A 26,923-nucleotide genomic window follows, 5' to 3' on the forward strand; every position below is an offset into this window, starting at 1 on the left:
ATCAAACGTCGATGTTGCCCGCGCGCAGCGCGTTCGTTTCGATGAAGTCACGACGCGGTTCAACTTCGTCCCCCATCAGCATCGTGAACACCTTGTCCGCCTCGATGGCGTCTTCGATCTGCACGCGCAGCAGGCGGCGCACGGTGGGGTCCATCGTCGTTTCCCACAGCTGCTCGGGGTTCATCTCGCCCAGGCCCTTGTAGCGCTGGCGGCCGACGGCGTTTTCGGCCTGGCTCATGAGCCAGGCCATGGCGGCGCGGAAGTCGTCGACCTTGCTTTCCTTGGCTTTCTCGCCCTCGCCCTTGCGCACGACGGCGCCGGGCTTGATGAGGCCTTGGAAGCTCTGGCCGGCGTCGGCCAGCACTTCGTAGTCGGCGCCGTGCACGAAGTCGGCGTGGATGACGCTGGCGCGCACGTTGCCGTGGTGGATGCGGGCGATCTTCAGGAAAAGCTTGTCGGTGCGCGGGTCGGTTTCCACCGTGACTTCGGCGTTGTGCAGCGCGGCCTTGAGCGCGGCGGCGCTGGCTTCGGCGTCTTCGCGGGTGTCGACCTTCAGCACCAGGCCGTTGGCCAGCGTGTGCAGGGCTTCGCCGTCCATCCAGTTGGACAGGCGTTCGATGACGCTTTGCGCGGCAACGTACTTGCGGGCCAGCGTGTCAAGCGTGTCGCCCTTCAGCGTGTCGCCAGTGCCGGTGTCGAGCGCGGCGTCTTGCAGCGCGACCTTGAGCAGGAAGCCGTCGAGCTCGGGCGCGTCCTTCAGGTATTGCTCGTGCTTGCCGACCTTGACCTTGTAGAGAGGCGGCTGCGCGATGTAGATGTGGCCGCGCTCGCAGAGCTCGGGCATCTGGCGGTAGAAGAAGGTGAGCAGCAGCGTGCGGATGTGGGCGCCGTCCACGTCCGCGTCGGTCATGATGATGATGCGGTGGTAACGGAGCTTGTCGGGGTTGAAGTCATCGGTGCCCGCGCCGCGGCCGATGCCGGTGCCTAACGCGGTGATGAGCGTGATGATTTCGTTGGACGTGAGCAGCTTTTCGTAGCGGGCCTTCTCGACGTTCAGGATCTTGCCGCGCAGGGGCAGGATGGCCTGGAACTTCCGGTCGCGGCCTTGCTTGGCGGAGCCGCCGGCGGAGTCACCCTCGACGATGTAGATCTCGCACTGGGCGGGGTCTTTTTCCTGGCAGTCGGCCAGCTTGCCGGGCAGGCCCAGGCCGTCGAGAACGCCCTTGCGGCGGGTCATCTCGCGGGCCTTGCGGGCGGCTTCGCGGGCGCGGGCGGCGTCCAAAATCTTGCCGCAGATGGTCTTGGCGTCGAGCGGGTTCTCGAGCAGGTAGTCGGTCAGCAGGCGGGAGACGATGTCTTCCACCGGGGCACGCACTTCCGACGAAACGAGCTTGTCCTTGGTCTGCGAGCTGAACTTGGGTTCCGGCACCTTCACGGACACGACGCAGGCCAGGCCTTCGCGCATGTCGTCACCGGCGACTTCGACCTTGGCCTTCTTGGCCAGCTCGTTGTCTTCGATGTACTTGTTGATGACGCGGGTCATCGCGGCGCGCAGGCCGGTCAGGTGGGTGCCGCCGTCGCGCTGCGGGATGTTGTTGGTGAAGCAGAGGACGTTTTCGTTGAAGCCGTCGTTCCACTGCATGGCCACTTCGACGCCGACCGTCGTGCCCTGCTCGCTGACCTTCTCGCCCACGGCGTGGAAGATGTTGGGGTGCAGCGTCGTCTTGCCCTTGTTGATGAACTCGACGAAGCCCTTCACGCCGCCGGCGTAGGCGAAGTTGTCTTCCTTGTTGTTGCGCTCGTCGACCAGGCGGATCTTGACCCCGTTGTTCAGGAACGAGAGCTCGCGCAGGCGCTTGGCGAGGATGTCGTAGTGGTAGTCGTTGTTCTGCTGGAAGATTTCCGTGTCCGGCAGGAAGTGGACTTCAGTGCCGCGCTTGTCGGTCTCGCCGATGACCTTCATGGGGCTGGTCTCGACGCCGTCGACCATGACGATCTCGCGGTCCTGCGGGATGCCCTTGGCGAACTCGAGGAAGTGCACCTTGCCGCCCTGGCGCACGGTCAGGCGCAGGAACTTGGACAGGCCGTTCACGCAGGACACGCCCACGCCGTGCAGGCCGCCCGACACCTTGTAGGAGTTCTGGTTGAACTTGCCGCCGGCGTGCAGTTCGGTCAGCGCGATCTCGGCGGCCGAGCGCTTGGGCTCGTGCTTGTCGTCCATCTTGACGCCGGTGGGGATGCCTCGGCCGTTGTCGATGACGGAGATGGAGTTGTCGGTGTGGATGGTGACGACGATGTCGTCGCAGTGGCCGGCCAGCGCTTCGTCGATGGAGTTGTCGACGACTTCGAAGACGAGGTGATGCAGGCCGGTGCCGTCCGAGGTGTCGCCGATGTACATGCCCGGGCGCTTGCGCACGGCTTCCAGGCCTTCCAGGATCTGGATGGAGCTGGCGTCGTAGGCGGCGGGTGCCGGCGCGGGAGCCGGTGCCGGGGTGTTTTCGGGGGTGGCGTTGTCGCTCATCGGGGACTTTCAGGAAACTCTTGAAACGGCAAGGCGGGCCGCGTGGGCCCGCCTGCTAGGCATGCGGTCGTCTGGGTGGCGTCAGATCCGCATCGGCATGACGACGTACTTGAAGCCGGTCGTGTCGGGGATGGTGAGCAGCGCGCTCGATGCGCTGTCGTTGAGGTCGATGCAGACCATGTCCTGGCTCATGTTGGACAGCGCGTCCATCAGGTAGGTCACGTTGAAGCCGGTCTCGATCTTGTCGCCGCCGTAGTCGATCTCGATCTCTTCCTTGGCCTCTTCCTGCTCGGCGTTGCTGGACGCGATGCTCAGCAGGCCCGGCTCGAAGGTCAGGCGCACGGCCTTGAACTTCTCGCTGGTCAGGATGGCGGCACGCTGCAGGCTGGCCAGCAGCGGGGCGCGGCCCAGCGTCAGGCGGAACTTGTGGTTCTTGGGGATGACGCGGTTGTAGTCGGGGAACTTGCCCTCGACAAGCTTGGTCACGAACTCCATACCGCTGAAGCTGAACTTGGCCTGGTTGCCGGCAAAGCGCATCTCGATGGCGTCGTCGTCCTTGCCGTCCTTCAAGAGGCGCTGCAGTTCCAGCACAGTCTTGCGCGGCAGGATGACTTCCTGCTTGGGGATGTCGGTGTCCAGCTCGGCCTGGGCCAGCGCCAGGCGGTGGCCGTCGGTGGCCACCAGCGTCAGGTTCTTGCCTTCGGCGACGAACAGGATGCCGTTCAGGTAGTAGCGGATGTCGTGCACCGCCATCGCGAAGTGCACCTGGTTGATCAGGCCCTTCAGCGCCTTCTGCGGCACGCTGAACGCGGGGCCGAAGTCGGCGGCTTCCTGCACCAGCGGGAAGTCGTCGGCCGGCAGCGTCTGCAGCGTGAAGCGGCTCTTGCCGCCCTGCAGCGTCATCTTGTTCTGGTTGCTGGTCAGGCTGACGGTCTGGTCGCTGGGCAGCGCGCGCAGGATGTCGATCAGCTTGCGCGCGCCGACGGTGGTGGACAGGTTGGCGGCGTCGCCGTCGAACTGCACCGTCGTGCGGACCTGGATCTCGAGGTCGCTCGTCGTCAGCTCCACCTGGTTGCCGGTCTTGCGGATCAGCACGTTGGCCAGGATGGGCAGCGTGTGCCGCCGCTCGACGATGCCGGACACCGCCTGCAGCGCGCCGAGCACCTGATCCTGGGGAGCTTTCAAAACGATCATGAGGGCCTCTTTGGAGGGATCTTTGGGGGACAGATTTCAGGCGGGATCACGCCTTGAAACGCGCGCGCGCGTGAAGCTGTGATTGTCGCCCGGAAACGGTGCCCGTCCGGGCTGGCAGGGTTGCCAGGGCGATGCGGGTCAACCCTTGGTCAACCCCTGCCTGTCATCCCTTGAGCGTCTGCTCCAGCACGTGGAGCTGCTGGTTCAGCTCGGTGTTCTTCTGGCGCTCGCCGCCGATCTTGCGCACCGCGTGCAGCACGGTCGTGTGGTCCCGCCCGCCGAACAGCTCGCCGATCTCGGGCAGGCTCTTCTGCGTCAGCTCCTTGGCCAGGTACATCGCGATCTGGCGCGGCCGCGCGATGCTGGCCGGGCGCTTCTTGGAGTACATGTCGGCGACCTTGATCTTGTAGAAGTCGGCCACCGTCTTCTGGATGTTCTCCACACCGATCTGGCGGTTCTGGATGGAAAGCAGGTCTTTCAGCGCCTCGCGGGCCAGCGTGATGCTGATCTCCTTGTGCGAGAACTTGGCGTAGGCCAGCACCTTGCGCAGCGCGCCTTCCAGTTCGCGCACGTTGGCGCGCACGTTCTTGGCGACGAAGAAGGCGACGTCCTCGGGCATGGGCTGCCCTTCGGCCTCGGCCTTCTTGATCAGGATGGCGACGCGCATCTCCAGCTCGGGCGGCTCGATGGCCACCGTCAGGCCGGCGTCGAAGCGGCTGGTCAGGCGCTCGTCGATGTCCACCAGCCCCTTGGGGTAGGTGTCCGACGTCATGATGATGTGCGCCTTCTTGGCCAGCAGCGCCTCGAAGGCGTTGAAGAACTCTTCCTGCGTGCGGTCCTTGCCGGCGAAGAACTGCACATCGTCGATGAGCAGCAGGTCCAGCGAGTGGTACTTGGCCTTCAGCTCGTCGAAGGTCTTGCGCTGGTAGTTCTTGACCACGTCGGAGATGAACTGCTCGGCGTGCAGGTACAGCACGCGGGCGTCTGGGCGGTCCTTCAGCAGCGCGTTGCCGACGGAGTGGATCAGGTGGGTCTTGCCCAGGCCCACGCCGCCGTAGATGAACAGCGGGTTGTAGGTGACGCCGGGCGCGCCGGCCACGTGCAGCGCCGCCGTGCGGGCCATCTGGTTGGCGCGGCCGGGCACCAGCGTGTCGAAAGTCAGCTGCGGGTTGATGCGGTGCTTGGCCGAGGCGGGCGCCTGGGACGGCAGCACGATCGGGGAAGCCACGGACTGGACGACCGGCCGCAGCGCAGCGCTGGGTTCGGCGGAGGCCGCCGGCGTCGCCACGGCAGCGGCGGTCACCGCAGGCGGCAGGACGCCGGGCACGGCAATGCCTTGCGGCTCGCGGGCGGACAGCGCCAACTCCAGCCTTGTGGGTCGACCGGCCAGCTCGGTCAGGATGGCCTCGATGCGGGCGGCGTACTGGCGACGGATCCAGTCGCGCTTGAAATGGTTGGGCACCTTCAGCGTGGCGACGAGCGCGCTGGCGGCATCCGCGCCCGCGCCTTCGCCAACCACCGTGGCCGGCGGCAGCGGACGGATCCAGGTGTTGAACTGCTGCTCGGGCAGCTCGGTGGCCAGGCGCTCACAGCCGCGCCGCCAAAGGTCCGATGCCCAATCCGCCGTGTTGATGCCCGCTACGCCCATTGCCCGCTCTTGCGCCCCATCCGCCCCGTTGTGTTCTTCTAGGCTCATGTGGAAAACTTGTTTTCGAGCGGCCGGATTGTACGGATGCGGCGCCCACCGAAGCGTGGGTTATCCACAGAATTTCGAAGGGGGTCAATCCCTGGCAAACCCGGCTTGAGAGCGCCGAGTTATTGACCGGCCGCTCGGCTTCTGATGTAATCGCGGGTTTTCGCGCATCGGCGAGTGTTTGCCCTGCGCATCGTTTTGCAAGTCCGCTTGCAAGTTCTTGGCCGGTCGCCAACCGCTGCGTCCGGAGCAAACAAGCCTTTTAAAGAGGTTCCCCATGAAGCGTACCTACCAAGCCTCCAAGACCCGCCGCGCCCGCACCCACGGCTTCCTCGTGCGCATGAAGACGCGCGGCGGCCGCGCCGTCATCGCCGCGCGCCGCGCCAAGGGCCGCAAGCGCCTGGCCGTCTAAGGTCTTGTCGCAAAAGGCGGCGCCCCAAGGCGCCGTCCGCCTGCCGGGCCTCCGATGATCGGTCGAATCCAGCGCCCGGTGGATTTCGAGCGGGTTCTCGCCCGCCCGAGCCGCGACCGCAGCGCTCACTTCGCGCTGCACCACCTGTCTGCCAACCCGGCACCCAGCCCCTGGGTCGCCGCGAAGTTGCGCACAGCTCAAGCCGAGTTATCAACAGGTGGCGCACCAGTTACCCACAACGCTGTGGATCCCAACCTGCCCTGCGTGCCTGACGGCTGCTGGGTGGGCATGGTCGTTCCCAAGCGGCACGCGAAGCGCTCCGTGACGCGCCAGCTCTTGAAGCGCCAGATCCGCGCCGCATTTGCGGAGCGGCCCGGCATGCCGCCGGGGTTGTGGGTCGTCCGCTTGCGCTCACCTGTTGACCGCCAGAAGTTCCCCAGCGCCGCATCCGACGCGCTGCGCAGCGCCGTGCGCGCGGAACTGGCGCAGCTGCTGGACCGGGCGATGAAGCCGCAGGCCCGCAAACCAGCGCCCGCGCCCAGCCCCGAGGCCGCCGCATGACGCCGAGCTGGCCTGCCCGCTTGCTGATGGCCATCGTGCGTGGCTATCGCCTGATGCTGAGCCCCTGGCTGGGTAATGCCTGCCGCTTCGAGCCGACCTGCTCGTGCTACTCGCTGGCCGTGCTGGAAAAACATGGCGCGCTGGCCGGCAGCTACCTGACGGTGCACCGCATCCTGCGTTGCCAGCCCTGGTGCGACGGTGGGCACGATCCCGTGCCTGACAATGCGCCGCGGCTGTTTTCCCGGCTCATCCCGTCTTCCTCCATGACGCGCGCCTGCGCGTCGTCGTCTTCCTCGTCCGAGTCTCCTCATGACTGATATTCGCCGCACCGTGCTGTGGGTGGTGTTCACCATGTCTCTCGTCCTGCTCTGGGACGGTTGGCAGAAGCACAACGGGCATCCTTCGATGTTCAGCCCCGCCGCCCCGAAGCCGGCCGTGACCGCCGCGAGCGGCCCCGCCGGCAACGGCGTGCCGGCCGCCACGGCCGGCGGCACGGTGCAGGCCCCGACCGCCGTCGCTCCCGCGGCAGCGCCGTCCGAGAAGATCACGATCCGCACCGACGTGCTGACGGTCACCGTCGACACGCTGGGCGGCGACATCGTTCGCGCCGAGCTGCCCAAGTACCTGACGGCACCGGACCCCACGGTCACGGACCAGCTGCTGCAGATGGTGCGCTGGAAGAAACCGGACCCGTTCACGCCCGAACCAGTCGTGCTGTTCAACGCTGCCCAGCACTACCGCGCGCAGACCGGCCTGGTCAGCGCGCAGGGTGTGCTGCCCACGCACCACACGCCGATGACGGCCGTGGAAGGCGCCCGCGAGCTGGCCGCCGGCCAGGACGAGGTCAAGTTGCGCCTGGAGTCGGCCGAGGTCGGCGGCGTCAAGCTGGTCAAGACCTTCACGTTCAAGCGCGGCGCCTACACGGTGGGCGTCTCGCATGAAATCGTCAACGCCGGCACCGCGCCCGTGACGCCGCAGGTCTACCTGCAGCTGGTGCGCGACGGCTCCACCGTCACCGGCGGTGCGGCGTTCACGCCCAGCTTCACGGGCCCGGCGGTCTACAACGACACGGCCAAGTTCAAGACCATCACCTTCGAGGACATCGACAAGAACAAGGTCGACATCCAGAAGCAGGCCGACGACGGCTGGGTCTCGATGATCCAGCACTACTTCGCCAGCGCCTGGCTGGTCAACGAGCCGGGCAAGCGCGAGTTCTTCGTGCGCAAGCTGCCGGGTCAGCTGGGCGTGCAGGGTGACACCTACGCCACCGGCATGGTCTTCACGCTGCCCACCGTGGCGCCGGGCGCCACCGCCACGCAGAACGCGACGCTGTTCGCCGGTCCTCAGGAGGAGAACCACCTGAAGACCCTGGCCCCCGGCCTGGAGCGCGTCAAGGACTACGGCATGCTGACCATCCTGGCCGAACCGCTGTTCTGGCTGCTGGACAAGCTGCACAACCTGATCGGCAATTGGGGCTGGACCATCGTCGCGCTGGTCGTGCTGCTGAAGATCGCGCTGTACTGGCTGAACGCCAGCGCCTACAAGTCCATGGCCAAGATGAAGGCCGTGGCGCCCCGCATCAATGAGATGAAGGAGCGCCTGAAGGACAAGCCGCAAGAGATGCAGCAGGAAATGATGAAGATCTACCGCGAGGAGAAGGTCAACCCCATCGGCGGCTGCCTGCCCATCTTCCTGCAGATGCCCATCTTCATGGCGCTTTACTGGGTGCTGCTGTCCACCGTGGAAATGCGCCAGGCACCGTGGATCTGGTGGATCACCGACCTGTCGGTGCGCGACCCCTACTTCATCCTGCCGCTGCTGATGATGGCCACCAGCCTGTTCCAGGTCTGGCTGAATCCGCCGGCCGCCGATCCGATGCAGCAGAAGATGATGTGGTTCATGCCCATCGCCTTCGGCGTGATGTTCTTCGTGTTCCCGGCCGGCCTGGTGCTGTACTGGTTGACGAACAACATCCTGTCCATCGCTCAGCAATGGATGATCAACAAGCAGATGGGCGTGAACTGAATCACGTGAATCTGCACGAGCCCCCCAGCCAGGGGCTTCCGGTTGCCGAGCGTCGGCAGTTCAATGGCGACGCGGGGCAGAGAACACCGGCCCGGACGAGGCTCACGAGAGCACTCGAACCCGGCCTCCCCCGCGCCAACACCTGATGCAGCCGCTCATCCGAGCGGCTGTTTCTTTTTGGGGGCCGCCACAATCGCGCCCATGCTCGCCCGACACGCCGACCCCATCGCCGCCATCGCCACCGCACCGGGCCGCGGTGCTGTGGGCATCGTGCGCGTGTCATCGCCGCAAGACCTGGCCCCGCTCATCGCCGCCGTCTGCGGCCGGACGCTCAAGGCGCGCGAAGCGACCTACCTGCCGTTCCGCGACACGAACGGCCAGGCCATCGACCAGGGCCTGGCCATCCACTTCCCCGCACCTCACTCCTACACGGGCGAGCACGTGCTTGAGTTGCAGGCCCACGGCGGCGCCGTCGTCATGCAGTTGCTGCTGGCGCGTGTCATCGCGGCCGGCGCCAACGTCCGCCTCGCTGAGCCCGGCGAGTTCACGCAGCGCGCCTTCCTGAACGGCAAGCTGGACCTTGCCCAGGCCGAAGCCGTGGCCGATCTCATCGATGCCAGCACCGAGGCCGCCGCGCGCAGCGCGAGCCGGGCTCTCGGCGGCGCGCTCTCCAACGAAGTGGGACTGCTGCGCGACCAGCTGATTCAGCTGCGTATGCTGGTGGAGGCGACGCTGGACTTCCCCGAGGAGGAGATCGACTTCCTCGAGAAGGCAGACGCCTTCGGACGCCTGGACCGTCTGACCTCACAGCTGAACGCAGTCCAGGCCCGCACGCGCCAAGGCGCGCTGCTGCGCGACGGCCTGAAGGTCGTGCTCGCGGGCCAGCCCAACGTCGGCAAGAGCTCGCTGCTGAACGCGCTGGCCGGCGCCGAACTGGCTATCGTCACGCCCATCCCCGGCACGACGCGCGACAAGGTCAGCCAGACCATTCAGATCGAAGGCGTGCCGCTGCACATCACCGACACGGCCGGCCTGCGCGACGACACGGCCGACGAGGTCGAGCGCATCGGTGTGTCGCGCTCCTGGGATGCCATCGCCGACGCCGACGTCGTGCTGTTCCTGCACGACCTGGGCCGCGTGGGACAGCCCGACTACGAGGCCGAGGATGAGCGCATTCGCGCGCGGCTGTCGGGTGTCGATGCTGGCCGCATCGTGCAGGTCTTCAACAAGGCTGATCTCGCAGCGGCGCCTCAAGGCGAGATCGCACTGAGCCTGAAGACGGGCGAGGGCCTCGAGGCGCTGCGTCAGCGCCTGCTCAAGACCGCCGGCTGGCAGGCCGTGCCCGAGGGCTTGTTCATCGCCCGCGAGCGCCATGTGCAGGCTCTGGCACGGACAGCTGAGCATCTCGAACTCGCACGCGCCATCGCCGAGCAACGAGATGCGGCGTTGGACCTGCTGGCCGAGGAGCTGCGCCTGGCTCACGACGCGCTGGGCGAGATCACCGGCGCGTTCTCGGCGGATGAACTGCTGGGCGTCATCTTCAGCAGCTTCTGCATCGGGAAGTAGCCGGGCACGCAACGAAAGAAGGCGCAGGTCTCATGCGGGGTCCAGGAGCTACGACGCACTGGGTCGATGCGGACATCAAGCGCGCTGGCGCGTCGATGCTTTTCCTGGAATTTGCTGAGGCCTGCGCCCGGAATCAAATTTAGGCCCAGCGGGTCGCCCGCCATGTAGGACCAAGGCGCCTGCGCAGGTCAGATCCCGGCAGGCGTTAACCCGATCAGGGGTTGGACGCCTTCCAGCGCGGGTAGGCGTCCAGCGCCTTCTGCGGCCAGGTGCCCCACCACGTGTAGCCGTTGCGGCGTCCCTTGGAGATCTCGTTGACGTCGTCGTGGATGGTCTTGCCCCAGTCGCCAAAGATGGGGCGGCCAGTGGAGACGTCATAGACCCGCGACCACAGCGGACCGGCACCCGGCTGCGACACGAGCTTGCGGCCGTCGGGCGTCATCGCGAACGCATGGTCGTACAGCGCGTGGGCTTTCAGCCAGGCGATGCCAGCCTCGACGGCCGCCTTCATCGCCGGCGTGGGGCGAGGCTGATGCATCAGGAACAGCAGCACACCCGCGCTCTCGGCGCTGGCCAGGCCGCGCGGCTCGTAGTTGCGGGCGGAGATGGGCGCCAGCGTCAGCGCGTCGATCTGCTGCGGCCAGACGGTCAGGCGGCCGTCCACCTTTACCTGCGCGGCGAGGATGAGGTCCACGGCCTTGGCTGCGGCGGCAGCGGCGCGGTGGCGCAGCGGCGCGGGCACGAAGGCGAACTCGGGCTTGGCCTCCGCTACGTCCTGTAGCAGTGCGGCGGCCTCGGAGACGGCCTCGTCGTTGAACGTGATGCCGTCGTGAAAGCCGCCTTCCAGCGGGTAGTTCTGCGGCCAACCGCCATTGGGGTACTGGGCGGTCAGCATGTAGAGCACGCCCTTCTGGATGGCAGCGCGGTACTCGTCTTTGGGGCGCTGCTGGTTCACGCGCGCGAGAAACCGGATCTCGGTGTGCGTGGCGTCGTTGTCCAGCGTGCCGACGAAGGTCCAGAAGCGGTCCCGCGGTTCGTCGAAGCTGCCGCTGCCGACGGTCATCGTCTCGGCGTTGTTGGCGTAGCGCTGGCCGGGCAGGCGGGGCGGGCCGGCGCGGTTCTGGTTCTTGCTCCAGCCGCCACTGGGGGTCTGGAAGCTGAGGATGGTGGTGGCGATGGCTTGCGCTTCGGCGGACGCATACCAGGCCGGCTCGCGGTCCAGCGGCGCGTTCGTCTTGCCGGCCACGGGCGGGGGCGGCACGGTGTCGCCGGGCTTCAGCTCGCGGGCCAGCGTGGCGCGGTCGAAGGCGGCCTGGCGGTCGGAACGCTCCAGATAGGCCTGCCAGGCGGGGCGCTGCGCGGCAGGCAGTTCGGCCAGGCGTGCGACGCTCATCTTGGGCGCGGGCGTGTTGTGGCCGATGACGGCGGCGAACGCGGCGCCGGGCAGCAGCGCGAGGACGAGAAGTCGCCTCATGGCAGCGGCAGCAGGCCTTCGGCGCGCACGGTCCAGGCGCCGTCTTTCGGGAAGCCCGGGGCGGGCACTTTCGGTGCGGCGTCCCAACCGCCGGCCATCAGGCCCATCGCCATCAGGTAGGCGGCGTTGGTGGGCAGGTAGGCCACCGCCCCCTCGGGGTCGCGCGGGCGGCGGCTGTAGCCGCTGGGCATGAAGCGCGCGGCGGCGCCGGTGTTGGCAAGGATGCTGACGGCGCGCTCAGGCTCGCCAAGCCGCGCCGCGGTCAGCGCGCCCTGGCCCATCTGCCAGCTGACCCAGCCGCCGTCGTCGCCACGCTGCGCATGCACGGCGTGGAAGGTGCGGCGCGTGGTCTCCATGTCGATCTTGGGCGTGGCCGGCAGATAGCCCAGCGCCAGCAGCATGGACGACGGCGCGCCGCGCTTGCCCGGCCCGAACAGGTCGCGGATGCCTTCGATCTCAAGGTAGCGCCCGTCCTGCTGCGGCAGCGGCGGGAGGTTCATGATGACGTCGGCCCACAGCGGGTCGGGGTCCAGGCCTTGCCGCTGGCGCCATTGCTGGGCGAGCTGCAGGCCGTAGTACCAGAAGGCCACCTCGAACGTCGGGTTGCGCACCAGCTCCACCGACGTGCTTTCGCTGACGTTCTTCAACGGCGGGCCCAGGTGGTAAACGCCGGTGACCGGGTCGCGGTGCGCGAAGCTGGCGAGGAACTTGGCGGATTCGGCCACCAGCTCGCCGTAGCGCTGCAGCGTTTCCTTCGTCGGCTTGGCGCGCCAGACCAGCTCGGCCAGGTAGATGGGGTTGGGCTGGTTCCAGATGATGTAGGGGTTGATGCCGCCCGGCGTGGGGCGGCCGTCCAGGCCCGACATCTTGGGCCAGCGCACGCCGTCAAAGCCCTCGGTCTTGGCCTGCGCGATGCCCTTGGGCAGGTGGCTTAAGTACCAGGCCAGTCCCTTCTCCAGCAGGTCCACATGGCCCCATTGGTAGAACTGCGCGGCGTGGAAGACGTAGACCTCGGAGTTGTGCTTGCCGAACCAGCTCAGGTGCTGCAGCCCCGTCTCGGCGGGCGGGAAGCTGCCGCCGTAGTTCACGCGCATCAGGTACAGCGACTGGATGGTGCGGCGCTCGACCTCCTTGGCGCGCGGGTCGGTGGCCTGGCTCAAATCGACCATGCCGCCCTTGGTCCAGTAATCGGCCCAGGCTTGCTTGGAGGACGCGATCGTGCTGGCGACCGTTTCGTTAGCGGCCGGATGCTCGGTATCGGCGAAGGCTGCCGTGAAGGCGATGCTGTCGCCCGACGTGGCACGCAGCCGGTAGTCGTGCGGCGCGGCCAGCTGCGGCGTGGAGGCGCTGGTGAACTCGGCCGGCGTGCTCCAGCGCAGCTCGGTGTCGTAGCGCGTGCCGTCAGACTCGCGGGCAATGCGGGCGTGGCCGGCGGCCACCTGCGTCAGCGTGCTGCGGTGCGCTTCCGGCTTCTCCCAGATGAAGGGCGGCTTGTGCGCGATGGACGTGCGGTAGGCGTAAGGGAAGCGCACGCGCACCTGCAGGTCGCCGCTGGCGATCAGCGGCGAGCGGGCCTGCACGGCCAGCACGGCGGCGCTGCCGTGGGCGGCGGTGGTCACCTCCAGCGGCTGGCCGCGCACGGTGAGCTTGCTGGTGACGATGCCGGTCCACAGGTCCAGCGTCTGGTTGACGGTGGCTATGTCCTCGCTGCGCATCACCTCACCAAACAGCATGAACTGGAACTGGCCCAGCGGCATGGGCTGAGGGTTCTCGCGGTAGTAGCGGCCGGCGGGCGTGTTCTGGTGGATGGGGTAGAGGATCTGCCGGCCGTGGAAGGGCACGGGCGCCAGCGTGTCCTCGAAGCGCAGCTTGTCGGGATTCGGGAAGCTGTGCCAGCTCCAGGTGTTGCGCGTCTCCAGCGGCAGACCGTTGTCGTAGTAGATGCGCTCCAGGCTCTGCAGGCCGGTCACGTCCACGGTGACGGCAAAGTCGCCGTTGCCGACGGTCAGCGCGGACTCGGGGTTGAGGCCGGTGTTGCGCACCGCATGGCGGGCGACGACGGCGGCGCGATCAATGGGTTGGGCAGACGCGGGCAGCACGACAAGCGCAGCCAGCAGGAGAGTGAACAGCTTCAAAACGGCGACCTCGGTTGGGGAGGATGTCAGGGCAAGCGGCGGTCGAGCGTCAGGCTCATCAGGCCGATCACCACGTCGTTGCTCAGCGTGCGCAACGTCAGGCGTGCGAGGGACTTGGCGGGGTCCAGCGGCAGGTCCAGCACGGTGGCGGCGCCACCGGGGACTGCACGGCCGGTGGGCTGCAGGCGCACCAGGCCGGTTTTCAAATCCACGCGCGGTGGCGTGGGGCCGGGGCGCTGGAACTGGTAGTCATCGATGAAATAGTCCTGCTCGATGGGCCACCAGGTGGTGGGATTGTGCAGGGCCAGCCGCGCCTGGCTGCCGTCGGCGTACTCCACGATGACTTCGCCGTTGTCGATACGGCTTTGCATGAAGTTGGTGGTGCCAGCCATCAGCAGGTAGGCGTGGCGCGCCTGGCCAGTCAGCGGGATGCTGATCTCCCTGGGATAGTTGTCCCAGCGGGAGGTGAAGGCGATGTTGCGGGCTTCGGGTGCGGCGGGTGTGGCGAACGGCAGACCATTGGGCAGCTTGATCGCACCGCCCTGCTCGGCCGCCACGCGGCGCAGGCCGCTGTCGTCGATGGCGGGCAGCTCGTTCACGTGCCCGGCCCAGGCGCCAGCGCCTTGGGAGGGCAGCGTCAGCGACACGCCGCTCGGTCGTGGCGTGAGGTACTTGCCGGGCTTGAAGAGGTCGGTGACGCGGTCGTTGAAGTGGGTTCCGAGCGAGATGGACTCAAACACGGCGTCCGTCGCCACGGTCCAATTCGGGATCCGGGTCACACCCTGCGTGTAGTTGGGCACACGATAGTTGGGCCACTGCCCCTTGCGCCACTGAACCACGACGGTCGCTTGCCCTGCCCACGGCTGCTCGAGAAGCACCATGTGAGTTGCAGGGTTGGACTTCCATGCAACGGGCCGGCCGTTCCACGTGACCGATTCGACCTCACGGCCCCAGGCAGGGAACCTGATTCGCAACTGCTTGAAGCGCGCCGCCGGCTGCGTGATCTGCCAGCGCTCGCGCATACCCTCACGCTTGAAGACCAGGCCCACGCCGGGGTGCTGCAGTTCGGCGTCGTTCCATGCAGAGGGAAACCCCGGCTGCACCGTCATCACACCGGCCAGCGCATCGGGCTTCACGCCGAACAGCCCCTCCACCAGCGCACGCGCCGTCACGCCGGTGCCGTCGGCGAAGTCGCGTTGCGACTCGCGGCGGTAGTGGTCCAGGTAGTTCATGGAGCCCACGTTGCCCGGCGTGATGCCCATGTTCATGCTGGCCATCAGCGCGCTCTTCGCCAGCGTGAAGGCGTACTCGGGATAGTTGGCCTGCCACATCGCCAAGGCCGTGTGCAGGTTCTCGCCCATGACGACGTTGTTGACCGACCAGGCATAGGGCATCCAGTCCGTGCTGGGCAGTACGCGGTAGCCCACGTCCTTCGGCACACCGGCGCCGTGCACGGGAATGGGCTTGAAGGCGCAGAACACGTCCCTCGTCATCTGCATGGCCTCCTGCGGCGTGGGCACTTCGGAGTCGACGGTGGTGTAGAAGCTCCACAGCCCGTAGCTGGTGTGCAGGCGCTGCAGACCCAGGCTGTCGCGGTATTCGCCAAAGGCGCCGCGGTCGGGCATCCACAGGTGCTTGCGCATGGCCTGCGCGATGAGGTCGGCCTCGCGGTGGTAGGCGCTGCCGTCCTCGCCCAGCAGCTTCGCCAACCGCGCCGCACTGCGGAACGCGTAGTAGTTGTAGGCCGACGCATGCGTAGTGCCGCCACCGCCGTAGAACACGTCGTCGCTGGCCCAGAAGTTGGCATAGCCCTCGTACAGCGGCAGGCCGTCGAAATCGCGGCGGAACAGGCGTTGCTCCCAGGCGAGGTGGCGCTGGATGACCGGCCAGGCGCGGCGGGCGAGGTTCAGGTCGCCGGTCCACAGCAGGTGACGGAACAGGGCGTCGAAGAACACCATGTTCATGTCGTAGTGCGAGGCGGTCAGGTTGCCGTTGGAGTGCAGCGCCGTCCGGCTGCGCGCGAGGTTGGTCTCGGCTTCGGGAGGCGGCAGCTGCGCGGGAATGGGCGAGACGTTCTGCCGCGCGATCCAGGTCTCGATGTTTTGTTTGGCGCGGTCATGCCAGCCCAGCGCGTCCAGCGCATAGGCACCGCGCCAGCCCAGCAGCGGCACGCGCCAGGCGACGGCGCCGTGCAGGATGGCCTTGGCGTCGTCGTCCCACAGCGCATCGCTGACGACGTTGATCGCGCCGACGGCGGCGTTCAAGTACGGGTCGGGCGTGTTGATGCGGATCTGGTGGCGCAGCGCCTTGAAGTGGGCTTGTTCCTTGGCGAACAGCGCGGGCAGTTCGTCTGGTTTGAAGCGCGGCGCCAGCGGCGTGCCGCGCGTGGCGGGGCGAGGGGCGCCCACCTCCGCGTAGGTCTGCGCGGCGGCGCTGGCCTGCGAGCGGGCGGCATCGGCCAGCCGTTGCAGCGCGAGCCAGGCGGGCTGGCTGTTCTGCAGCGGCGCGCGGCCCACCACAATGGCGGTGTCGGGTGTTGCGCCGGATGGCGCCAACAGCGCGGGCAGAGAGTCCCAGTCGCTCGCCGCGGCCAGGTGCTTCTGCGCGCCAGCGGGCACCGTGCCGGCGATGAGAGCTGCGGGTGCGGCGAGCACAAAGCCGTCACCGCCGATCACCAAGCGGTTGCCGTTGGCGAACTGCGGCTGGAACTGGAAGTAGCGGCTGATGGGCACGCTCTCGGTGCCGATGTCGCCATCGCGCCGGCCGCGCTGGCCGGTGACGCCGCCATAGGCCCACACCAGCTCGGTACCGGCGGGCAGCGCACGGCCTTCGGCGCGGATCAGCAGGCCTTCGGTGCCGGACGTGGCCACGGCCACGAGCGCAAGGCTGCCCTTGTCGCCCAGCAGCGGATCGCGGATGTCATGGTGCAGTTCGCCGGGGCGGTAGCGCGTGGTGATGGACGTGGCCTCGTGCAGCCAGCGGGCACCGGCGGGCGTGCGCACGGCCAGGCGCAGGTTGCCGCCGCGGCCAGGCAGGTAGAGGATGAATTCGGGCTTGTCGCCACCATCGACGCGAAAACCAGTGCGGCCGCCGTACAGCGGGCGGTTGAAGAACTCGGCGCCGTTGTGGATGACGAAGTCTTCACCGTCAGGCGTGTAGCGCAGCGGCTGGGCGGTCTGGCCTTCGAGGTTGATGCGCGTCTGCTGCGGGCCGGAGATGGCTTGCGCGGCGGCCAGCTGCAGGCCGGTCAGCATCAGCCCGCCCAGCAGCACCCGACCGATCGAGCGGCGCAGCGCGGGCAGGGACGGCAACTGAGCACACATGGCGGCACGGCAGGCAAGCTGGGGTGCCGCAATTTCGCTCAATTCCGGGGCCGTCTCAACGGCGCTTCGCTCAAGCCGTTGAGCGGTTGAGGCAACCGGCTCAGTCGTCGTTGAACAGCGGCTCGGGCAGGTAGAGCCCCGCCGCGATGCTCATGCCGAACAGGCTGCCCGACTGCGGCATGGACATCAGGTCCGCGCTGCTGAGCCCCACCCGGGCGGTGGTCACGGTGATCTGATCGCCGTTGGGACCACCGAATGCAGGACAGGTCACGTCACGCACCGGCACGCTGTAGCGGGCCAGCAGGCGGCCGTCCGGCGCGTAGCGGGTCACGCTCGCGTTGCCCCATTCGGCGTTCCACAGGCAACCCTGGGCGTCGATGGTGGAGCCGTCGGGCTCCGCGGCCTCGACGTCCTTCTTCACGAACAGGCGCGGCTCGCTGACACGGGCGCTGGCCGAGTCGTAGTCGCACACCATGATGCGGCGCGTGGGCGAGTCGCAGTAGTACATGCGCTTGCCGTCGGGGCTGAAGCAGATGCTGTTGGCAATGGCCACGCCGTCCAGCGGCAGGCGGCGCAGGCCCTTGGCCAGGCTGTACTGGTAGAAGCCGCCGATGGTCTGGCGCGGCTCAGCCTCATCCAGCGTGCCGAACACGAAGGCACCGCTGCGGTCGCAGCGGCCGTCGTTGCTGCGGGTGCTGGGCAGGTGCGACTCGATCAGCGCGATCTCTTCGGGCTGGGCGTCGATGACGCCGGTGGCCTGCAGGTCGGGCAGCTTCAGCCGCGCGAGGCGCTTGGCCATGGCCAGCAGGATGGCACCGGAACGGGTGTGAACGAAGCAGCCCACGCGCTCGGGCAGGCGCACCTGCAGCGTTGTGGCGGCACCGGGCGTCCAGCCGTAGATGCAGGAGCCGACGATGTCGGTCCACCACCAGCGGCCGCTGGCGGCGTGCCATTGCAGGCCTTCACCGAGGCTGTTGGCCTGGGCGAGAACGAGGGCGAAGGGATGTTCAGGCTTGCTCATCGGGACGGGCTTGGGAGCTGGATTCCAGGGCGGCGCGGGCCTGCTTGCGCCGGATGGCGTTGGCATGGCGCTGGCGCTCTTCGGGGGTGAAGGGGCGCAGCGGCGGCACGGGCACGGGCTTGTTGTCGTCGCCCACGGCCACCATCGTGAAGTAACAGCTGTTCACGTGACGCGACTCCTGCGTGCGGATGTTCTCGGCGACCACCTTGATGCCCACTTCCATCGACGAGGTGCCGGTGTGGTTGACGCTGGCCAGGAAGGTCACCAGTTCGCCCACGTGGATGGGCTGGCGGAAGATGACCCGGTCCACCGACAGCGTGACGACGTAGCGGCCGGCATAGCGGCTGGCGCAGGCATAGGCGACCTGGTCCAGCAGCTTGAGGATGTTGCCGCCGTGGACATTGCCGGAGAAATTGGCGGTGTCCGGCGTCATCAGCACGGTCATCGTCAGTTGGTGGGCGGGCAGGTCCATGCGACGGTCTCAGCGGTTCACGAGAAGCGATGGATTGTCGTGCTGCGCCTTGCCTCGCCGGGCCTCAGCACCGTGGTGGGCCAGTCGGCACTGGCTTCGTGGTGCGGCGAGTCCGGGTTGTGCTGGGTCTCCAGGCACAGGCCATCACCCTGGCGGTAGATGCGGCCCTCGGGCCCAGCCAGGCTGCCGTCCAGGAAGTTGCCGGAATAGAACTGGATGGCCGGCTCGCTGGTCAGGATGTCCATGCGGCGGCCGGAGGCGGGGTCTTCCAGCGTGGCGGCGGCACGCAGGCCTTGCGAATCCAGTGCGCCATCCAGCAGCCAGTTGTGGTCGTAGCCCTTGGCCAGCAGCAACTGGGGATGGGTCTGGCGGATGCGGGCGACGATGGGCGTGGCCGCGCGGAAGTCGAACGGCGTGTTCTCGACGGCGGCGTGGCGCTGCGGGATCAGATGCTTGTCCACCTCGCTGTAGCGCGAAGCCGGGAGCGTGAGGCGATGGTGCAGCACGCTGCCGTGGCCGGCAAGGTTGAAGTAATCGTGGCGCGTGAGGTTGACGACAGTGGCGCGGTCGGTCGTCGCCTCGTAATCGATGCGCCAGCTGTTGTCGGTCGCGCTGACCGAATAGCGCACATTCACCTTCAGCTCGCCGGGGAAGCCCTGGTCGCCATGCGGGCTGGTCAGGCTGAACAGCAGCGCTTCGGCCTCGCCGGGGCGAGGGTCGACGGGCTCGGCAGACCACAGGCGATGACCGAAGCCCTCGATACCGCCATGCAGGCAATTGGGGCCATCGTTGCGGGCCAGCGTATGGATCTGGCCGTCCAGCTCGAAGCTGCCCCCAGCAATGCGGTTGCCAAAGCGGCCCACGATGATGCCGAAGGACGGATTGCGGTGGACATAGTCGTCCAGGTTGTCGAAGCCCAGCACGACATTGCCGCTGTGGCCCTGCGCATCCGGCACCCACAGGCCGGTGACGATGCCGCCCAGCGTGATGGCGGTCAGCTTCAGGCCGAGGCCGTTGTCCAGCGTGTACTCGTGCACCACGCGGCCGTCGGGCAGCTGGCCGTAGTCGCGGCGCTGCATCAGACCCAGCCTCCATCGACGATGAAGTCCTGCGCGGTGCACATGGCCGAATCGTCGGCGGCCAGGAACAGCGCCATGCTGGCGATGTGCTGCGGCATCAGCGGCCCATTGATGCACTGGCCCTTGGCGATCTCCTGCTTGGTCTCCTCGGTGACCCAGAGCTTGAGCTGCTTCTCGGTCATGACCCAGCCCGGAACCAGCGTGTTCACGCGGATCTTGTGAGGACCGAAGTCGCGCGCCAGACAGCGCGTCAGGCCTTGGGCCGCGGCCTTGCTGGCCGTGTACGCCGGCATGCCGCCCTGCTTGAGCATCCAGCTGATGGAGCCGAAGTTGACGATGCTGCCGCCACCGGCCGCCTTCATGTCGGGCAACACGGCCTGGGCGGTGAAGAACTGGTGTTTCAGGTTGACCGCAGTGCTGGCGTCCCAGAACTCGGGCGTCGTCTCCTCGACGTCATGGCGCTTGTCGTTGGCGGCGTTGTTCAGCAGCACGGTGAACGGGCCGGCGCGCTCGCGCAGCGTGGCGACGGCTGAGCGCAGCGCCTCGACGTTGCTCAGGTCAGCTGCGATGAATTGAGGCGCGTGCCGCGAACCGGCCAGGCGGGCCGCGAGCGCTTCGCCTTCCTGGGCGGCGAGGTCGATGAAGGCGACCCTGGCCCCCTGCTCGGCAAAGGCTTCGACCAGCGTTCCACCGATGCCGGTGGCCCCGCCGGTGATCAGGACGCCCCGGTCCTGAAGGCTGGGATAGCGGGCGTAGGAACTCATGGGAATGTCTCCGGGAAATGCTCTCCGGCTTCTGCGACCGGACGATGGATCGAATTATTAGTCATACTTTTTTGTTTGCAAAGACGGCAAATTTCGGGTTAACCCCAATGAACTTGCATAAATAGTCATACTTTAATGGCGACATGCCAGCGATGACAGCCGGCCGTGCGCCGCCCGTCGGCGCTTGATCCAACTTCCCCAGAGACAAGGGACCGCACCATGAGCGCCTCCGCCACCCGCCCCTACCGCGGCGTCTTCCCCGTCGTTCCGACCATCTTCAACGCCGACGGCACGCTGGACCTTCCCGGCCAGTTGCGCTGCGTCGACTTCATGATCGACGCCGGCTCCACGGGTCTGTGCATCCTGGCCAACTTCTCCGAGCAGTTCGTGCTGTCGGACGCCGAGCGCGAGACGCTGACGCGCGCCATCCTTGAGCATGTCGCAGGCCGCGTGCCGGTCATCGTCACGACGACGCACTACTCCACGCAGATCTGCATCGAACGCAGCCAGCTGGCTGAATCGCTGGGCGCCGCGATGGTGATGGTCATGCCGCCGTACCACGGCGCCACCTTCCGCGTGTCCGAAGGCCAGATCGAAGGCTTCTACCAGCGCCTGTCGGATGGGATCAACATCCCCATCATGATCCAGGACGCGCCGGTGGCCGGCACGCCGTTGTCGGTGCCGCTGCTGGCGCGCATGGCGACCCACATCGCCAACGTGAAGTACTTCAAGCTGGAGATGCCGCAGGCCGCCAGCAAGATGCGCGAGCTGATCCGCGTGGGCGGCGCCGCCATCGAGGGCCCGTGGGACGGCGAGGAAGCCATCACGCTGCTGGCCGACCTGGACGCCGGCGCCACCGGCGCGATGACGGGCGGCGGCTTCCCCGACGGCATCCGCAAGATCTTCGACGCCTTCCACGCCGGTGACCGCGAGACCGCCGTCGTCGAGTACGGCCGATGGCTGCCGCTGATCAACTACGAGAACCGTCAGGGCGGCATCCTGACCGCCAAGGCGCTGATGAAGGAAGGCGGCGTCATCAAGAGCGACGCCCCCCGCCACCCCTTCCCCGAGATGAGCCCCGAAGTGCGCGCCGGCCTGCTGGACGCGGCCAAGCGACTCGATCCCCTGGTCCTGCGCTGGGGCAAGTGATGCGTGCGGCATTCGCAGCGCTGCTGGCGCTGTGTCTGGCCGCGCCCGTCGCCGCAGTGGAGCCGCAAGGCGACACCGGCGCGCACGACCCGACGCTGCTGATCCAGGGCGACCGCTGGTTCGTCTTCACCACGGGGAAGGGCCTGCAGCGGCTGGAGTCCACCGACCAGGGCAAGACCTGGCGTCGCCTGGCGCCCATCTTCAAGGAAGCCCCTGCCTGGTGGGCCGAGGCTGTGCCGGAGCAGAAGGCACTGGACATCTGGGCGCCCAAGGTCTTCCAGCATGCCGGCCGCACCTGGGTGCTGTACTCCATCTCCACCTTCGGCAAGAACCGCTCGGCCATCGGCCTGGCCAGCAGCGCCACGCCCGATGGCAGCGACTGGCGCGACGACGGCCTGGTGGTGCAGAGCGTGGCGACCGACAACTTCAACGCCATCGACCCCGACCTGTTCGTCGACCGCGACGGCAAGTTGTGGATGAGCTTCGGTTCCTTCTGGGGCGGGCTGCGCGTGACGCAGCTGGACGCGAAGACGCTGAAGCCCACCGGCCCCACGCGCTTTATCGCCCGCAGCCCGGCCATCGAGGCGCCCACCATCGTGCGGCGTGGCGACTGGGTCTATTTGTTCGCCTCCTACGACCTGTGCTGCAAGGGTGCCGAGAGCACCTACAACGTCCGCGTGGGCCGCTCGCGCAGCGTGACCGGCCCTTACCTGGACCGCGACGGCAAGGACCTGATGGACGCGGGCGGCACCCAGCTGCTGGCCGCCACCGGCACGCGCTGGAAGGGCCCGGGGCACCAGGACGTGGTGGGCGACCTGATGGTGCACCACGCCTACGACACCGAACGCGGCGGCAGGCCGCACCTGCGCATCGCGCAACTGAGCTGGTCCGCAGACGGCTGGCCGCAGATCAAAGAAGAATGACCCGGAGACACCCAACGTGGCTGGCCTGAAGCTGGAGAACATCTGCAAGCGCTACGGCGCGGTGCAGGTCATCGAGAACCTGTCGCTGGACGTGGCGCAGGGCGAGTTCGTTGTCTTCCTCGGGCCCTCGGGCTGCGGCAAGACCAGCCTGCTGCGCATGATCGCGGGGCTGGAGGAAGTGACTGGCGGGCGCATTGCCATCGGCGACCGCGACGTGACGCATGCGGCGCCGGGCCAGCGCAATGTGGCCATGGTGTTCCAGCATTACGCGCTGTACCCGCACATGACGGTGCGGGACAACCTGGCTTTCGGGTTGAAGAACATAGGCATTCCGGCCGACGAGATCGCCAAGCGCATCACCGAGTCGGCGCGCATGCTGGAGCTGGACACGCTGCTGGACCGCAAGCCGGGGCAGTTGTCGGGCGGCCAGCGTCAACGCGTGGCGATTGGGCGCGCGGTGGTGAAGGAGCCGGGCATCTTCCTGTTCGACGAGCCGCTGTCCAACCTGGACGCCGCCTTGCGCGGCCGCACGCGGCTGGAGCTGGCGCAGCTGCACCAGCGGCTGGGCGCAACGATGGTGTTCGTCACGCATGACCAGATCGAAGCGATGACGCTGGCGACGCGCATCGTCGTCATGAAGGGCGGCGCCATCGAACAGGTGGCGACGCCGGCCGAGCTGTACCGCCGGCCGGCGACGAAGTTCGTCGCCAGCTTCATTGGTACACCGGGCATGGGCTTTGTGCCCGTCGAGCGCACGGCGAATGCGCGTGGCCGCGTTGCCGTGACGGTGCCGGGCGGGCAAGTGGTGACGACGCACGTATCGACCGACGGCGTGCCATCGCAGGGCCTGGTGATGGGCGTGCGGCCGGAGAACCTGCGCGTAGCTGAGGAAGGCCCGCTGCGCGGCCGCGTCGAGCTGGTCGAGTTCCTCGGCGAGCGGACGCTGGCGCACCTGAAACTCGAAGGCGAGACGCCTCTCATCGTCACCGTCGCTGCGGGCCAGTCGCCCAAGCTGGGCGCGCATGTGCATGTCACGGTGGACCTGGCGGACGCGCATCTGTTCGACGAGAGCGGGCGCGCTCATCACGCGGAGGCCTTGTCGTGAAGGCGGCCGCGCACCTACGACGCTCGATGTTGGGGTTCGCTGCGCTCACCCCAACCTACGAACTGCGCCACGCCGCCCAAGCGGCGTCGTATTCAACGGATAAGCCCGGCGTGCAGCCGGCGTCAACCGGCGTGAAGGGGCGATCCCTGGTGCTCGGCACAAGTGGTAGGCGAGAGCGCAGCGGCTCGCATCTGCGCGTCATGACGAGCGGACGTTTTCGCGCGCCGCTGACGGCGGCGTCGCGGTCGTGTGCGGTTCAGGGCCTCTTCTTTGGTGACTTTCTTCTGGCCCCGCAGAAGAAAGTTACCGCGCTGCCGGGCGCGCATCCCGGCATGGGCGTAGGCGGCAACCCACCCCAGCCGGAGCAATCCCAATGAGTGCACAAACCGTCGGCATTCGCGCCTCACGCCCGGCATACGCCCTCTTCGTACTGCCCTTCGTAACGCTGTACGTCCTCCTCCTCCTCTGGCCCCTCGCCAAAGGCATCTGGATCAGTTTCCACGACCACGACCTGCTCTCTGACGACAGCTTCTGGGTGGGCCTGGCCAATTACAAGGAGCTGTTCGCCGACGAGGTCTTCCACCAGGTCGTGTGGAACACCATCCGCTTCGTCGCGATCAGCACGCCCATCTTCGTGATTCTGTCGCTGATGCTGGCGCTGGCGCTGAACCGCCCCGGCAAGCTCGCCACCTTCCTGCGCGCGACCTTCTTCTGCGCGTCGGTGTTCTCCGTCACGCTGATCACGCTGGTGTGGAAGCTCGCGCTGATGCCCGAGCGCGGCCTCATCGCGCAGATGTTCGCGGCCCTCGGCATTCCCGAGCTGCCGCTGCTGACCAGCGACAACCTCGCGCTGCTCACTATCGCTCTCGTCACGGTGTGGTGGATCATCGGCTTGCCGATGATCATGTTCCTGTCGGCGCTGCAGCAGATTCCGGGCGATATCTACGAGGCCGCAGCCCTCGACAACACGCCGCGCTGGCGCGTGCTGACGCACATCACGCTGCCCAGCCTCAAGCGTGCCGTCATCCTCGTCACGCTGATCGAGGTGATCCGCCAGTTCCAGGTCTTTCCGCAGATCATGCTGATGACCAACGGTGGGCCCAACAACACCACGCGGTCCATCGTGCAGTTCACCTACGAGCAGGCCTTCATGCAGCTGTCGCTGGGCTACGCGACGGCGGCCTCGCAGATCCTGCTGGCCATCATGCTGATCGGCGTCTCCGCCCAGCTCTGGCTGGAACGTGATCGCAAGGGAGGTGCGCGATGAACCCCATGCTCAGAAAGGGCTGGTTCGACCGCGCGGTCATGATCAGCCTGACCTTGCTGGCACTGGCCTGGATGGCCCCGCTGCTGTGGGTGCTGGCGCTGTCCTTCAAGCCCAACGAGTTCCTGCTGCGGCACACCGACGTGTTCCTGTCGCCGCCGTACACGCTGCAGAACTACCTGGACATCCTGCAGACCTCGCAGGTGTTCCGCTGGCTGGGCAACAGCGCCCTCGTCGCGCTGCTGCAGACGGTGGGCGTGCTGGTGCTGTCGTCGCTGGCCGGCTACGGCTTCGCGCGCTGCGAGTTCCCGGGCCGAAAGGTCTTGTTCGCACTGGTCATGTTCGGCCTGGCCGTGCCGGCGCAGTCGGTGTTCATTCCGCTGCACCGGCTGTTCTCGGAGTGGAACCTGCAGAACACGATTGCCGGCCTGGCACTACCTGGCCTGGCCGCGCCCTTCGGCGTCTACCTGATGACGCAGTACTTCAAGGCCATCCCGGCGGAGCTGGAAGAGGCCGCGATGCTGGACAACGCCTCGCGCTTCAAGACCTTCCTGACCATCATCCTGCCGCTGACGCTGCCGGCCCAGGCGACGCTTGGCATCTTCACCTTCCTGGCCTGCTGGAACGACTACCTGTGGCCGCTGGTCATCGCGACGCAGCCCGACATGTACACGCTGACCCGCGGCCTGGCGTCCACGCAGACCAATTTCGCGCAGTCGGAAGGTCTGGGCTTCCTGATGGCGCAAGCCGTGTTCGCGGGCGTGCCGGCACTGATGCTGTATCTGTTCTTCCAACGCCATCTGGTGACGGCCGTCGCCGGGACGGGCAAGTCATGATGAAGCGCGCTGCCCTTCTACTGTGCGCCGCGCTGCTCGCGGCCTGCGGCCCGGCCGCGAAGGATCCGGCCAAGACCGAGATCACGCTGATGCGCTTCTTCGGCAGCTGCGAATCTCAGTTCGGCCAGGTGGACAAGGCGTCCGAAGGCGTCGGCGAATGCGGCATCGTGACCACGCTGGTCAACGAGTTCAACGCCACGCACCCCGACATCGTCGTGCGCACGCAGATCGGCGAGTGGGGTCCGTACTACGACCAGCTCACCGCCCGCCTGGTGTCCAAGGACATCCCGACCGTGGCCGTCATGCACGAATCGGCGCTGGGCGACTATGTGCGCCGCAAGCTGGTTCTGCCGCTGGACGCCGATTTCGCCCGCGTGGGCGTGCCGGTGGACGACTTCACCGAACATGCTCGCAAGGGCACCACGTTCAACGGCCAGACCTACGCGCTGCCCTTCGATACCTGGGCCTGGCTGTGGCACATCAACACGAAGTTGATGAAGCAGGCCGGGCTGTTGGGCGCCGACGGCCAGCCGGTGCTGCCGCGCTCGCCCGAGGAGCTGCTGGCGCAGGCGCGGCAGTTCAAGCAGAAGACCGGCAAGCCCTTTTTCGCCTGGGCCGTGGCCAATGAGACCGCCGCCAACAACCGCACCTTCCAGACGCTGCTGGCCCAGCAAGGCACCGCCCTGTTCGCCGAAGACGGCAAGAGCATCAACATGCAGCAGCCGGCCGTCGTCAACGCGCTGGCGCTGATGCAGGCGCTCTACAAGGAAGGCCATGTGCGGCCCAACCTGGACTACGCAGCCGCCAATCAGGCCTTCCTGAACGGCCAGGCCGGCGTTGTCGTCGTGGGCACGTGGACGATTGACCAGTTCCTGCGCGAATCGCAGAAGGCCGACTCACCGCTGCAGGGCGGATACGCCGTGCGCCCCTTCGCGCAGCTGTACGCCAAGCCGGCCGTGTTCGCAGACGGCCACTCGTGGGCGCTCTTCAAGGGCGGCACGACGGATGCCAAGGGCCACGAAGCGGCGCTCACCTTCCTGAAGTTCGTCTGGGAGCGCACCGCCGAATGGTCGCGCACCGGTCACCTGCCCGTCAGCAAGACGGTAGCGCAGAGCGAGGCCTTCCGCGCGCTGCCGCAACGCGAGTCGCTGGCCGAGATCACCACCACCGGCGCGTCCATGCCGGGCAACGTGCCCACGCAACGCAACATCGAACTGCTGATCGGCGAGGACGTGGCCAACCTGCTGCTGTCGGGCAAGCCCGTGGCCGAGGTGCAGGCCAGCGTGGAGAAGCGCGTCAACAAGGCTCTGTCCAAGGCTCGCCGCTGACATGAAAACCAAAGGCAACCACAGAGGCACAGAGACACAGAGCGAATGCAGCGAGAGCCCTTCTCCGTGCCTCTGTGA

Annotated in this window: 22 protein-coding genes; 12 read left to right on the forward strand and 10 right to left on the reverse strand. The window is 67.3% G+C overall.

The genetic code is table 11. The features are described 5' to 3' along the window. Position 1: 1 nt before the first annotated feature. From gyrB to dnaA, 3 genes are all read right to left on the reverse strand, one after another. Positions 2-2,521 (reverse strand): DNA topoisomerase (ATP-hydrolyzing) subunit B, encoded by a 2,520-nt coding sequence (gyrB, locus tag J2X21_RS12805; protein WP_310329006.1) that lies wholly within the window; start codon positions 2,519-2,521, stop codon positions 2-4. 81 nt (positions 2,522-2,602) lie between these two features. Next, a complete protein-coding gene (dnaN, locus tag J2X21_RS12810) occupies positions 2,603-3,715 on the reverse strand; it encodes a DNA polymerase III subunit beta (RefSeq protein WP_310329007.1) in 1,113 nt (370 codons plus the stop codon). A gap of 163 nt (positions 3,716-3,878) precedes the next feature. Continuing rightward, on the reverse strand, positions 3,879-5,363 hold the full coding sequence (gene dnaA / locus J2X21_RS12815) for a chromosomal replication initiator protein DnaA (RefSeq protein WP_310329191.1): 1,485 nt from the start codon (positions 5,361-5,363) through the stop codon (positions 3,879-3,881). A 322-nt stretch (positions 5,364-5,685) separates the two neighbouring features. Here dnaA and rpmH point away from each other — a divergent pair, with 322 nt between their 5' ends. The 5 genes from rpmH (at position 5,686) to mnmE (ending at position 9,972) form a co-directional block, all read left to right on the forward strand. Continuing rightward, positions 5,686-5,820: a 50S ribosomal protein L34 gene (gene rpmH / locus J2X21_RS12820; protein WP_054021782.1), complete on the forward strand. Its 135-nt coding sequence runs from the start codon at positions 5,686-5,688 to the stop codon at positions 5,818-5,820. A gap of 54 nt (positions 5,821-5,874) precedes the next feature. Then, positions 5,875-6,381 carry a ribonuclease P protein component gene (locus tag J2X21_RS12825; protein WP_310329010.1) on the forward strand — a complete coding sequence of 169 codons (507 nt, stop codon included), beginning with the start codon at positions 5,875-5,877 and terminating at the stop codon, positions 6,379-6,381. Continuing rightward, complete coding sequence (yidD, locus tag J2X21_RS12830) at positions 6,378-6,698, forward strand: membrane protein insertion efficiency factor YidD (protein WP_310329013.1); 321 nt, start codon at positions 6,378-6,380, stop codon at positions 6,696-6,698. The genes J2X21_RS12825 and yidD overlap by 4 nt, the downstream gene beginning before the upstream one ends. Continuing rightward, positions 6,691-8,406 carry a membrane protein insertase YidC gene (gene yidC, locus J2X21_RS12835; protein WP_310329015.1) on the forward strand — a complete coding sequence of 572 codons (1,716 nt, stop codon included), beginning with the start codon at positions 6,691-6,693 and terminating at the stop codon, positions 8,404-8,406. The genes yidD and yidC overlap by 8 nt, the downstream gene beginning before the upstream one ends. Positions 8,407-8,607: 201 nt before the next feature. Then, complete coding sequence (gene mnmE, locus J2X21_RS12840) at positions 8,608-9,972, forward strand: tRNA uridine-5-carboxymethylaminomethyl(34) synthesis GTPase MnmE (RefSeq protein WP_310329018.1); 1,365 nt, start codon at positions 8,608-8,610, stop codon at positions 9,970-9,972. A 214-nt stretch (positions 9,973-10,186) separates the two neighbouring features. On the opposite strand, the gene pelA is transcribed toward mnmE, so the two are convergent. From pelA to J2X21_RS12875, 7 genes are all read right to left on the reverse strand, one after another. Further along, entirely contained in the window at positions 10,187-11,446 is a 1,260-nt protein-coding gene (gene pelA / locus J2X21_RS12845; protein ID WP_310329021.1) for a pectate lyase, read from the reverse strand. Further along, positions 11,443-13,581 (reverse strand): hypothetical protein, encoded by a 2,139-nt coding sequence (locus J2X21_RS12850; protein WP_310329023.1) that lies wholly within the window; start codon positions 13,579-13,581, stop codon positions 11,443-11,445. Before J2X21_RS12850 ends, pelA begins: the two co-directional genes overlap by 4 nt. A gap of 26 nt (positions 13,582-13,607) precedes the next feature. Beyond that, complete coding sequence (locus tag J2X21_RS12855; RefSeq protein ID WP_310329026.1) at positions 13,608-16,904, reverse strand: DUF4450 domain-containing protein; 3,297 nt, start codon at positions 16,902-16,904, stop codon at positions 13,608-13,610. Positions 16,905-17,004: 100 nt separating this feature from the next. Further along, positions 17,005-17,925: an SMP-30/gluconolactonase/LRE family protein gene (locus tag J2X21_RS12860; RefSeq protein WP_310329028.1), complete on the reverse strand. Its 921-nt coding sequence runs from the start codon at positions 17,923-17,925 to the stop codon at positions 17,005-17,007. Then, positions 17,912-18,397: an acyl-CoA thioesterase gene (locus tag J2X21_RS12865; protein ID WP_310329030.1), complete on the reverse strand. Its 486-nt coding sequence runs from the start codon at positions 18,395-18,397 to the stop codon at positions 17,912-17,914. The genes J2X21_RS12860 and J2X21_RS12865 overlap by 14 nt, the downstream gene beginning before the upstream one ends. A 17-nt stretch (positions 18,398-18,414) precedes the next feature. Next, the gene (locus J2X21_RS12870) at positions 18,415-19,476 is read right to left on the reverse strand and encodes an aldose epimerase family protein (protein ID WP_310329033.1); all 1,062 of its coding nucleotides are present in this window, start codon (positions 19,474-19,476) and stop codon (positions 18,415-18,417) included. Further along, complete coding sequence (locus J2X21_RS12875; protein ID WP_310329037.1) at positions 19,476-20,240, reverse strand: SDR family NAD(P)-dependent oxidoreductase; 765 nt, start codon at positions 20,238-20,240, stop codon at positions 19,476-19,478. The genes J2X21_RS12870 and J2X21_RS12875 overlap by 1 nt, the downstream gene beginning before the upstream one ends. Before the next feature lie 219 nt (positions 20,241-20,459). On the opposite strand from J2X21_RS12875, the gene J2X21_RS12880 reads away from it, so the two are divergent. Genes J2X21_RS12880 through J2X21_RS12910 form a run of 7 tightly spaced genes read left to right on the forward strand, consistent with a single transcriptional unit; the run spans position 20,460 to position 26,845 of the window. Further along, the gene (locus tag J2X21_RS12880) at positions 20,460-21,389 is read left to right on the forward strand and encodes a dihydrodipicolinate synthase family protein (protein ID WP_310329039.1); all 930 of its coding nucleotides are present in this window, start codon (positions 20,460-20,462) and stop codon (positions 21,387-21,389) included. Then, positions 21,389-22,312: an arabinan endo-1,5-alpha-L-arabinosidase gene (locus J2X21_RS12885; RefSeq protein ID WP_310329040.1), complete on the forward strand. Its 924-nt coding sequence runs from the start codon at positions 21,389-21,391 to the stop codon at positions 22,310-22,312. Before J2X21_RS12880 ends, J2X21_RS12885 begins: the two co-directional genes overlap by 1 nt. 16 nt (positions 22,313-22,328) lie before the next feature. Then, positions 22,329-23,417, forward strand: coding sequence for an ABC transporter ATP-binding protein (locus J2X21_RS12890; protein ID WP_310329041.1), 1,089 nt, complete (start codon positions 22,329-22,331; stop codon positions 23,415-23,417). Next, positions 23,414-23,794 carry a hypothetical protein gene (locus tag J2X21_RS12895; protein WP_310329043.1) on the forward strand — a complete coding sequence of 127 codons (381 nt, stop codon included), beginning with the start codon at positions 23,414-23,416 and terminating at the stop codon, positions 23,792-23,794. The genes J2X21_RS12890 and J2X21_RS12895 overlap by 4 nt, the downstream gene beginning before the upstream one ends. After that, positions 23,791-24,684 carry a carbohydrate ABC transporter permease gene (locus J2X21_RS12900; protein WP_310329046.1) on the forward strand — a complete coding sequence of 298 codons (894 nt, stop codon included), beginning with the start codon at positions 23,791-23,793 and terminating at the stop codon, positions 24,682-24,684. Before J2X21_RS12895 ends, J2X21_RS12900 begins: the two co-directional genes overlap by 4 nt. Next, positions 24,681-25,517, forward strand: a complete 837-nt coding sequence (locus tag J2X21_RS12905) for a carbohydrate ABC transporter permease (protein ID WP_310329049.1) — start codon at positions 24,681-24,683, stop codon at positions 25,515-25,517. Before J2X21_RS12900 ends, J2X21_RS12905 begins: the two co-directional genes overlap by 4 nt. Continuing rightward, positions 25,517-26,845 carry an extracellular solute-binding protein gene (locus tag J2X21_RS12910; protein ID WP_310329051.1) on the forward strand — a complete coding sequence of 443 codons (1,329 nt, stop codon included), beginning with the start codon at positions 25,517-25,519 and terminating at the stop codon, positions 26,843-26,845. The genes J2X21_RS12905 and J2X21_RS12910 overlap by 1 nt, the downstream gene beginning before the upstream one ends. Positions 26,846-26,923 lie beyond the last annotated feature (78 nt).

It is taken from the genome of Roseateles asaccharophilus, assembly GCF_031458115.1.
GTDB lineage: Bacteria > Pseudomonadota > Gammaproteobacteria > Burkholderiales > Burkholderiaceae_C > Pelomonas > Pelomonas asaccharophilus_A.

Bases quoted from the DNA above. Each gene is read 5' to 3' on its own strand.
- J2X21_RS12855 (WP_310329026.1), bottom strand. From the start codon at position 16,904: ATGTGTGCTCAGTTGCCGTCCCTGCCCGCGCTGCGCCGCTCGATCGGT.
- J2X21_RS12825 (WP_310329010.1), top strand. From the start codon at position 5,875: ATGATCGGTCGAATCCAGCGCCCGGTGGATTTCGAGCGGGTTCTCGCC.
- J2X21_RS12910 (WP_310329051.1), top strand. From the start codon at position 25,517: ATGAAGCGCGCTGCCCTTCTACTGTGCGCCGCGCTGCTCGCGGCCTGC.
- J2X21_RS12875 (WP_310329037.1), bottom strand. From the start codon at position 20,240: ATGAGTTCCTACGCCCGCTATCCCAGCCTTCAGGACCGGGGCGTCCTG.
- dnaN (WP_310329007.1), bottom strand. From the start codon at position 3,715: ATGATCGTTTTGAAAGCTCCCCAGGATCAGGTGCTCGGCGCGCTGCAG.
- pelA (WP_310329021.1), bottom strand. From the start codon at position 11,446: ATGAGGCGACTTCTCGTCCTCGCGCTGCTGCCCGGCGCCGCGTTCGCC.
- J2X21_RS12860 (WP_310329028.1), bottom strand. From the start codon at position 17,925: ATGAGCAAGCCTGAACATCCCTTCGCCCTCGTTCTCGCCCAGGCCAAC.
- J2X21_RS12865 (WP_310329030.1), bottom strand. From the start codon at position 18,397: ATGGACCTGCCCGCCCACCAACTGACGATGACCGTGCTGATGACGCCG.
- J2X21_RS12900 (WP_310329046.1), top strand. From the start codon at position 23,791: ATGAGTGCACAAACCGTCGGCATTCGCGCCTCACGCCCGGCATACGCC.
- J2X21_RS12870 (WP_310329033.1), bottom strand. From the start codon at position 19,476: ATGCAGCGCCGCGACTACGGCCAGCTGCCCGACGGCCGCGTGGTGCAC.
- J2X21_RS12880 (WP_310329039.1), top strand. From the start codon at position 20,460: ATGAGCGCCTCCGCCACCCGCCCCTACCGCGGCGTCTTCCCCGTCGTT.
- mnmE (WP_310329018.1), top strand. From the start codon at position 8,608: ATGCTCGCCCGACACGCCGACCCCATCGCCGCCATCGCCACCGCACCG.
- J2X21_RS12905 (WP_310329049.1), top strand. From the start codon at position 24,681: ATGAACCCCATGCTCAGAAAGGGCTGGTTCGACCGCGCGGTCATGATC.
- J2X21_RS12885 (WP_310329040.1), top strand. From the start codon at position 21,389: ATGCGTGCGGCATTCGCAGCGCTGCTGGCGCTGTGTCTGGCCGCGCCC.
- gyrB (WP_310329006.1), bottom strand. From the start codon at position 2,521: ATGAGCGACAACGCCACCCCCGAAAACACCCCGGCACCGGCTCCCGCG.
- yidD (WP_310329013.1), top strand. From the start codon at position 6,378: ATGACGCCGAGCTGGCCTGCCCGCTTGCTGATGGCCATCGTGCGTGGC.
- yidC (WP_310329015.1), top strand. From the start codon at position 6,691: ATGACTGATATTCGCCGCACCGTGCTGTGGGTGGTGTTCACCATGTCT.
- rpmH (WP_054021782.1), top strand. From the start codon at position 5,686: ATGAAGCGTACCTACCAAGCCTCCAAGACCCGCCGCGCCCGCACCCAC.
- dnaA (WP_310329191.1), bottom strand. From the start codon at position 5,363: ATGGGCGTAGCGGGCATCAACACGGCGGATTGGGCATCGGACCTTTGG.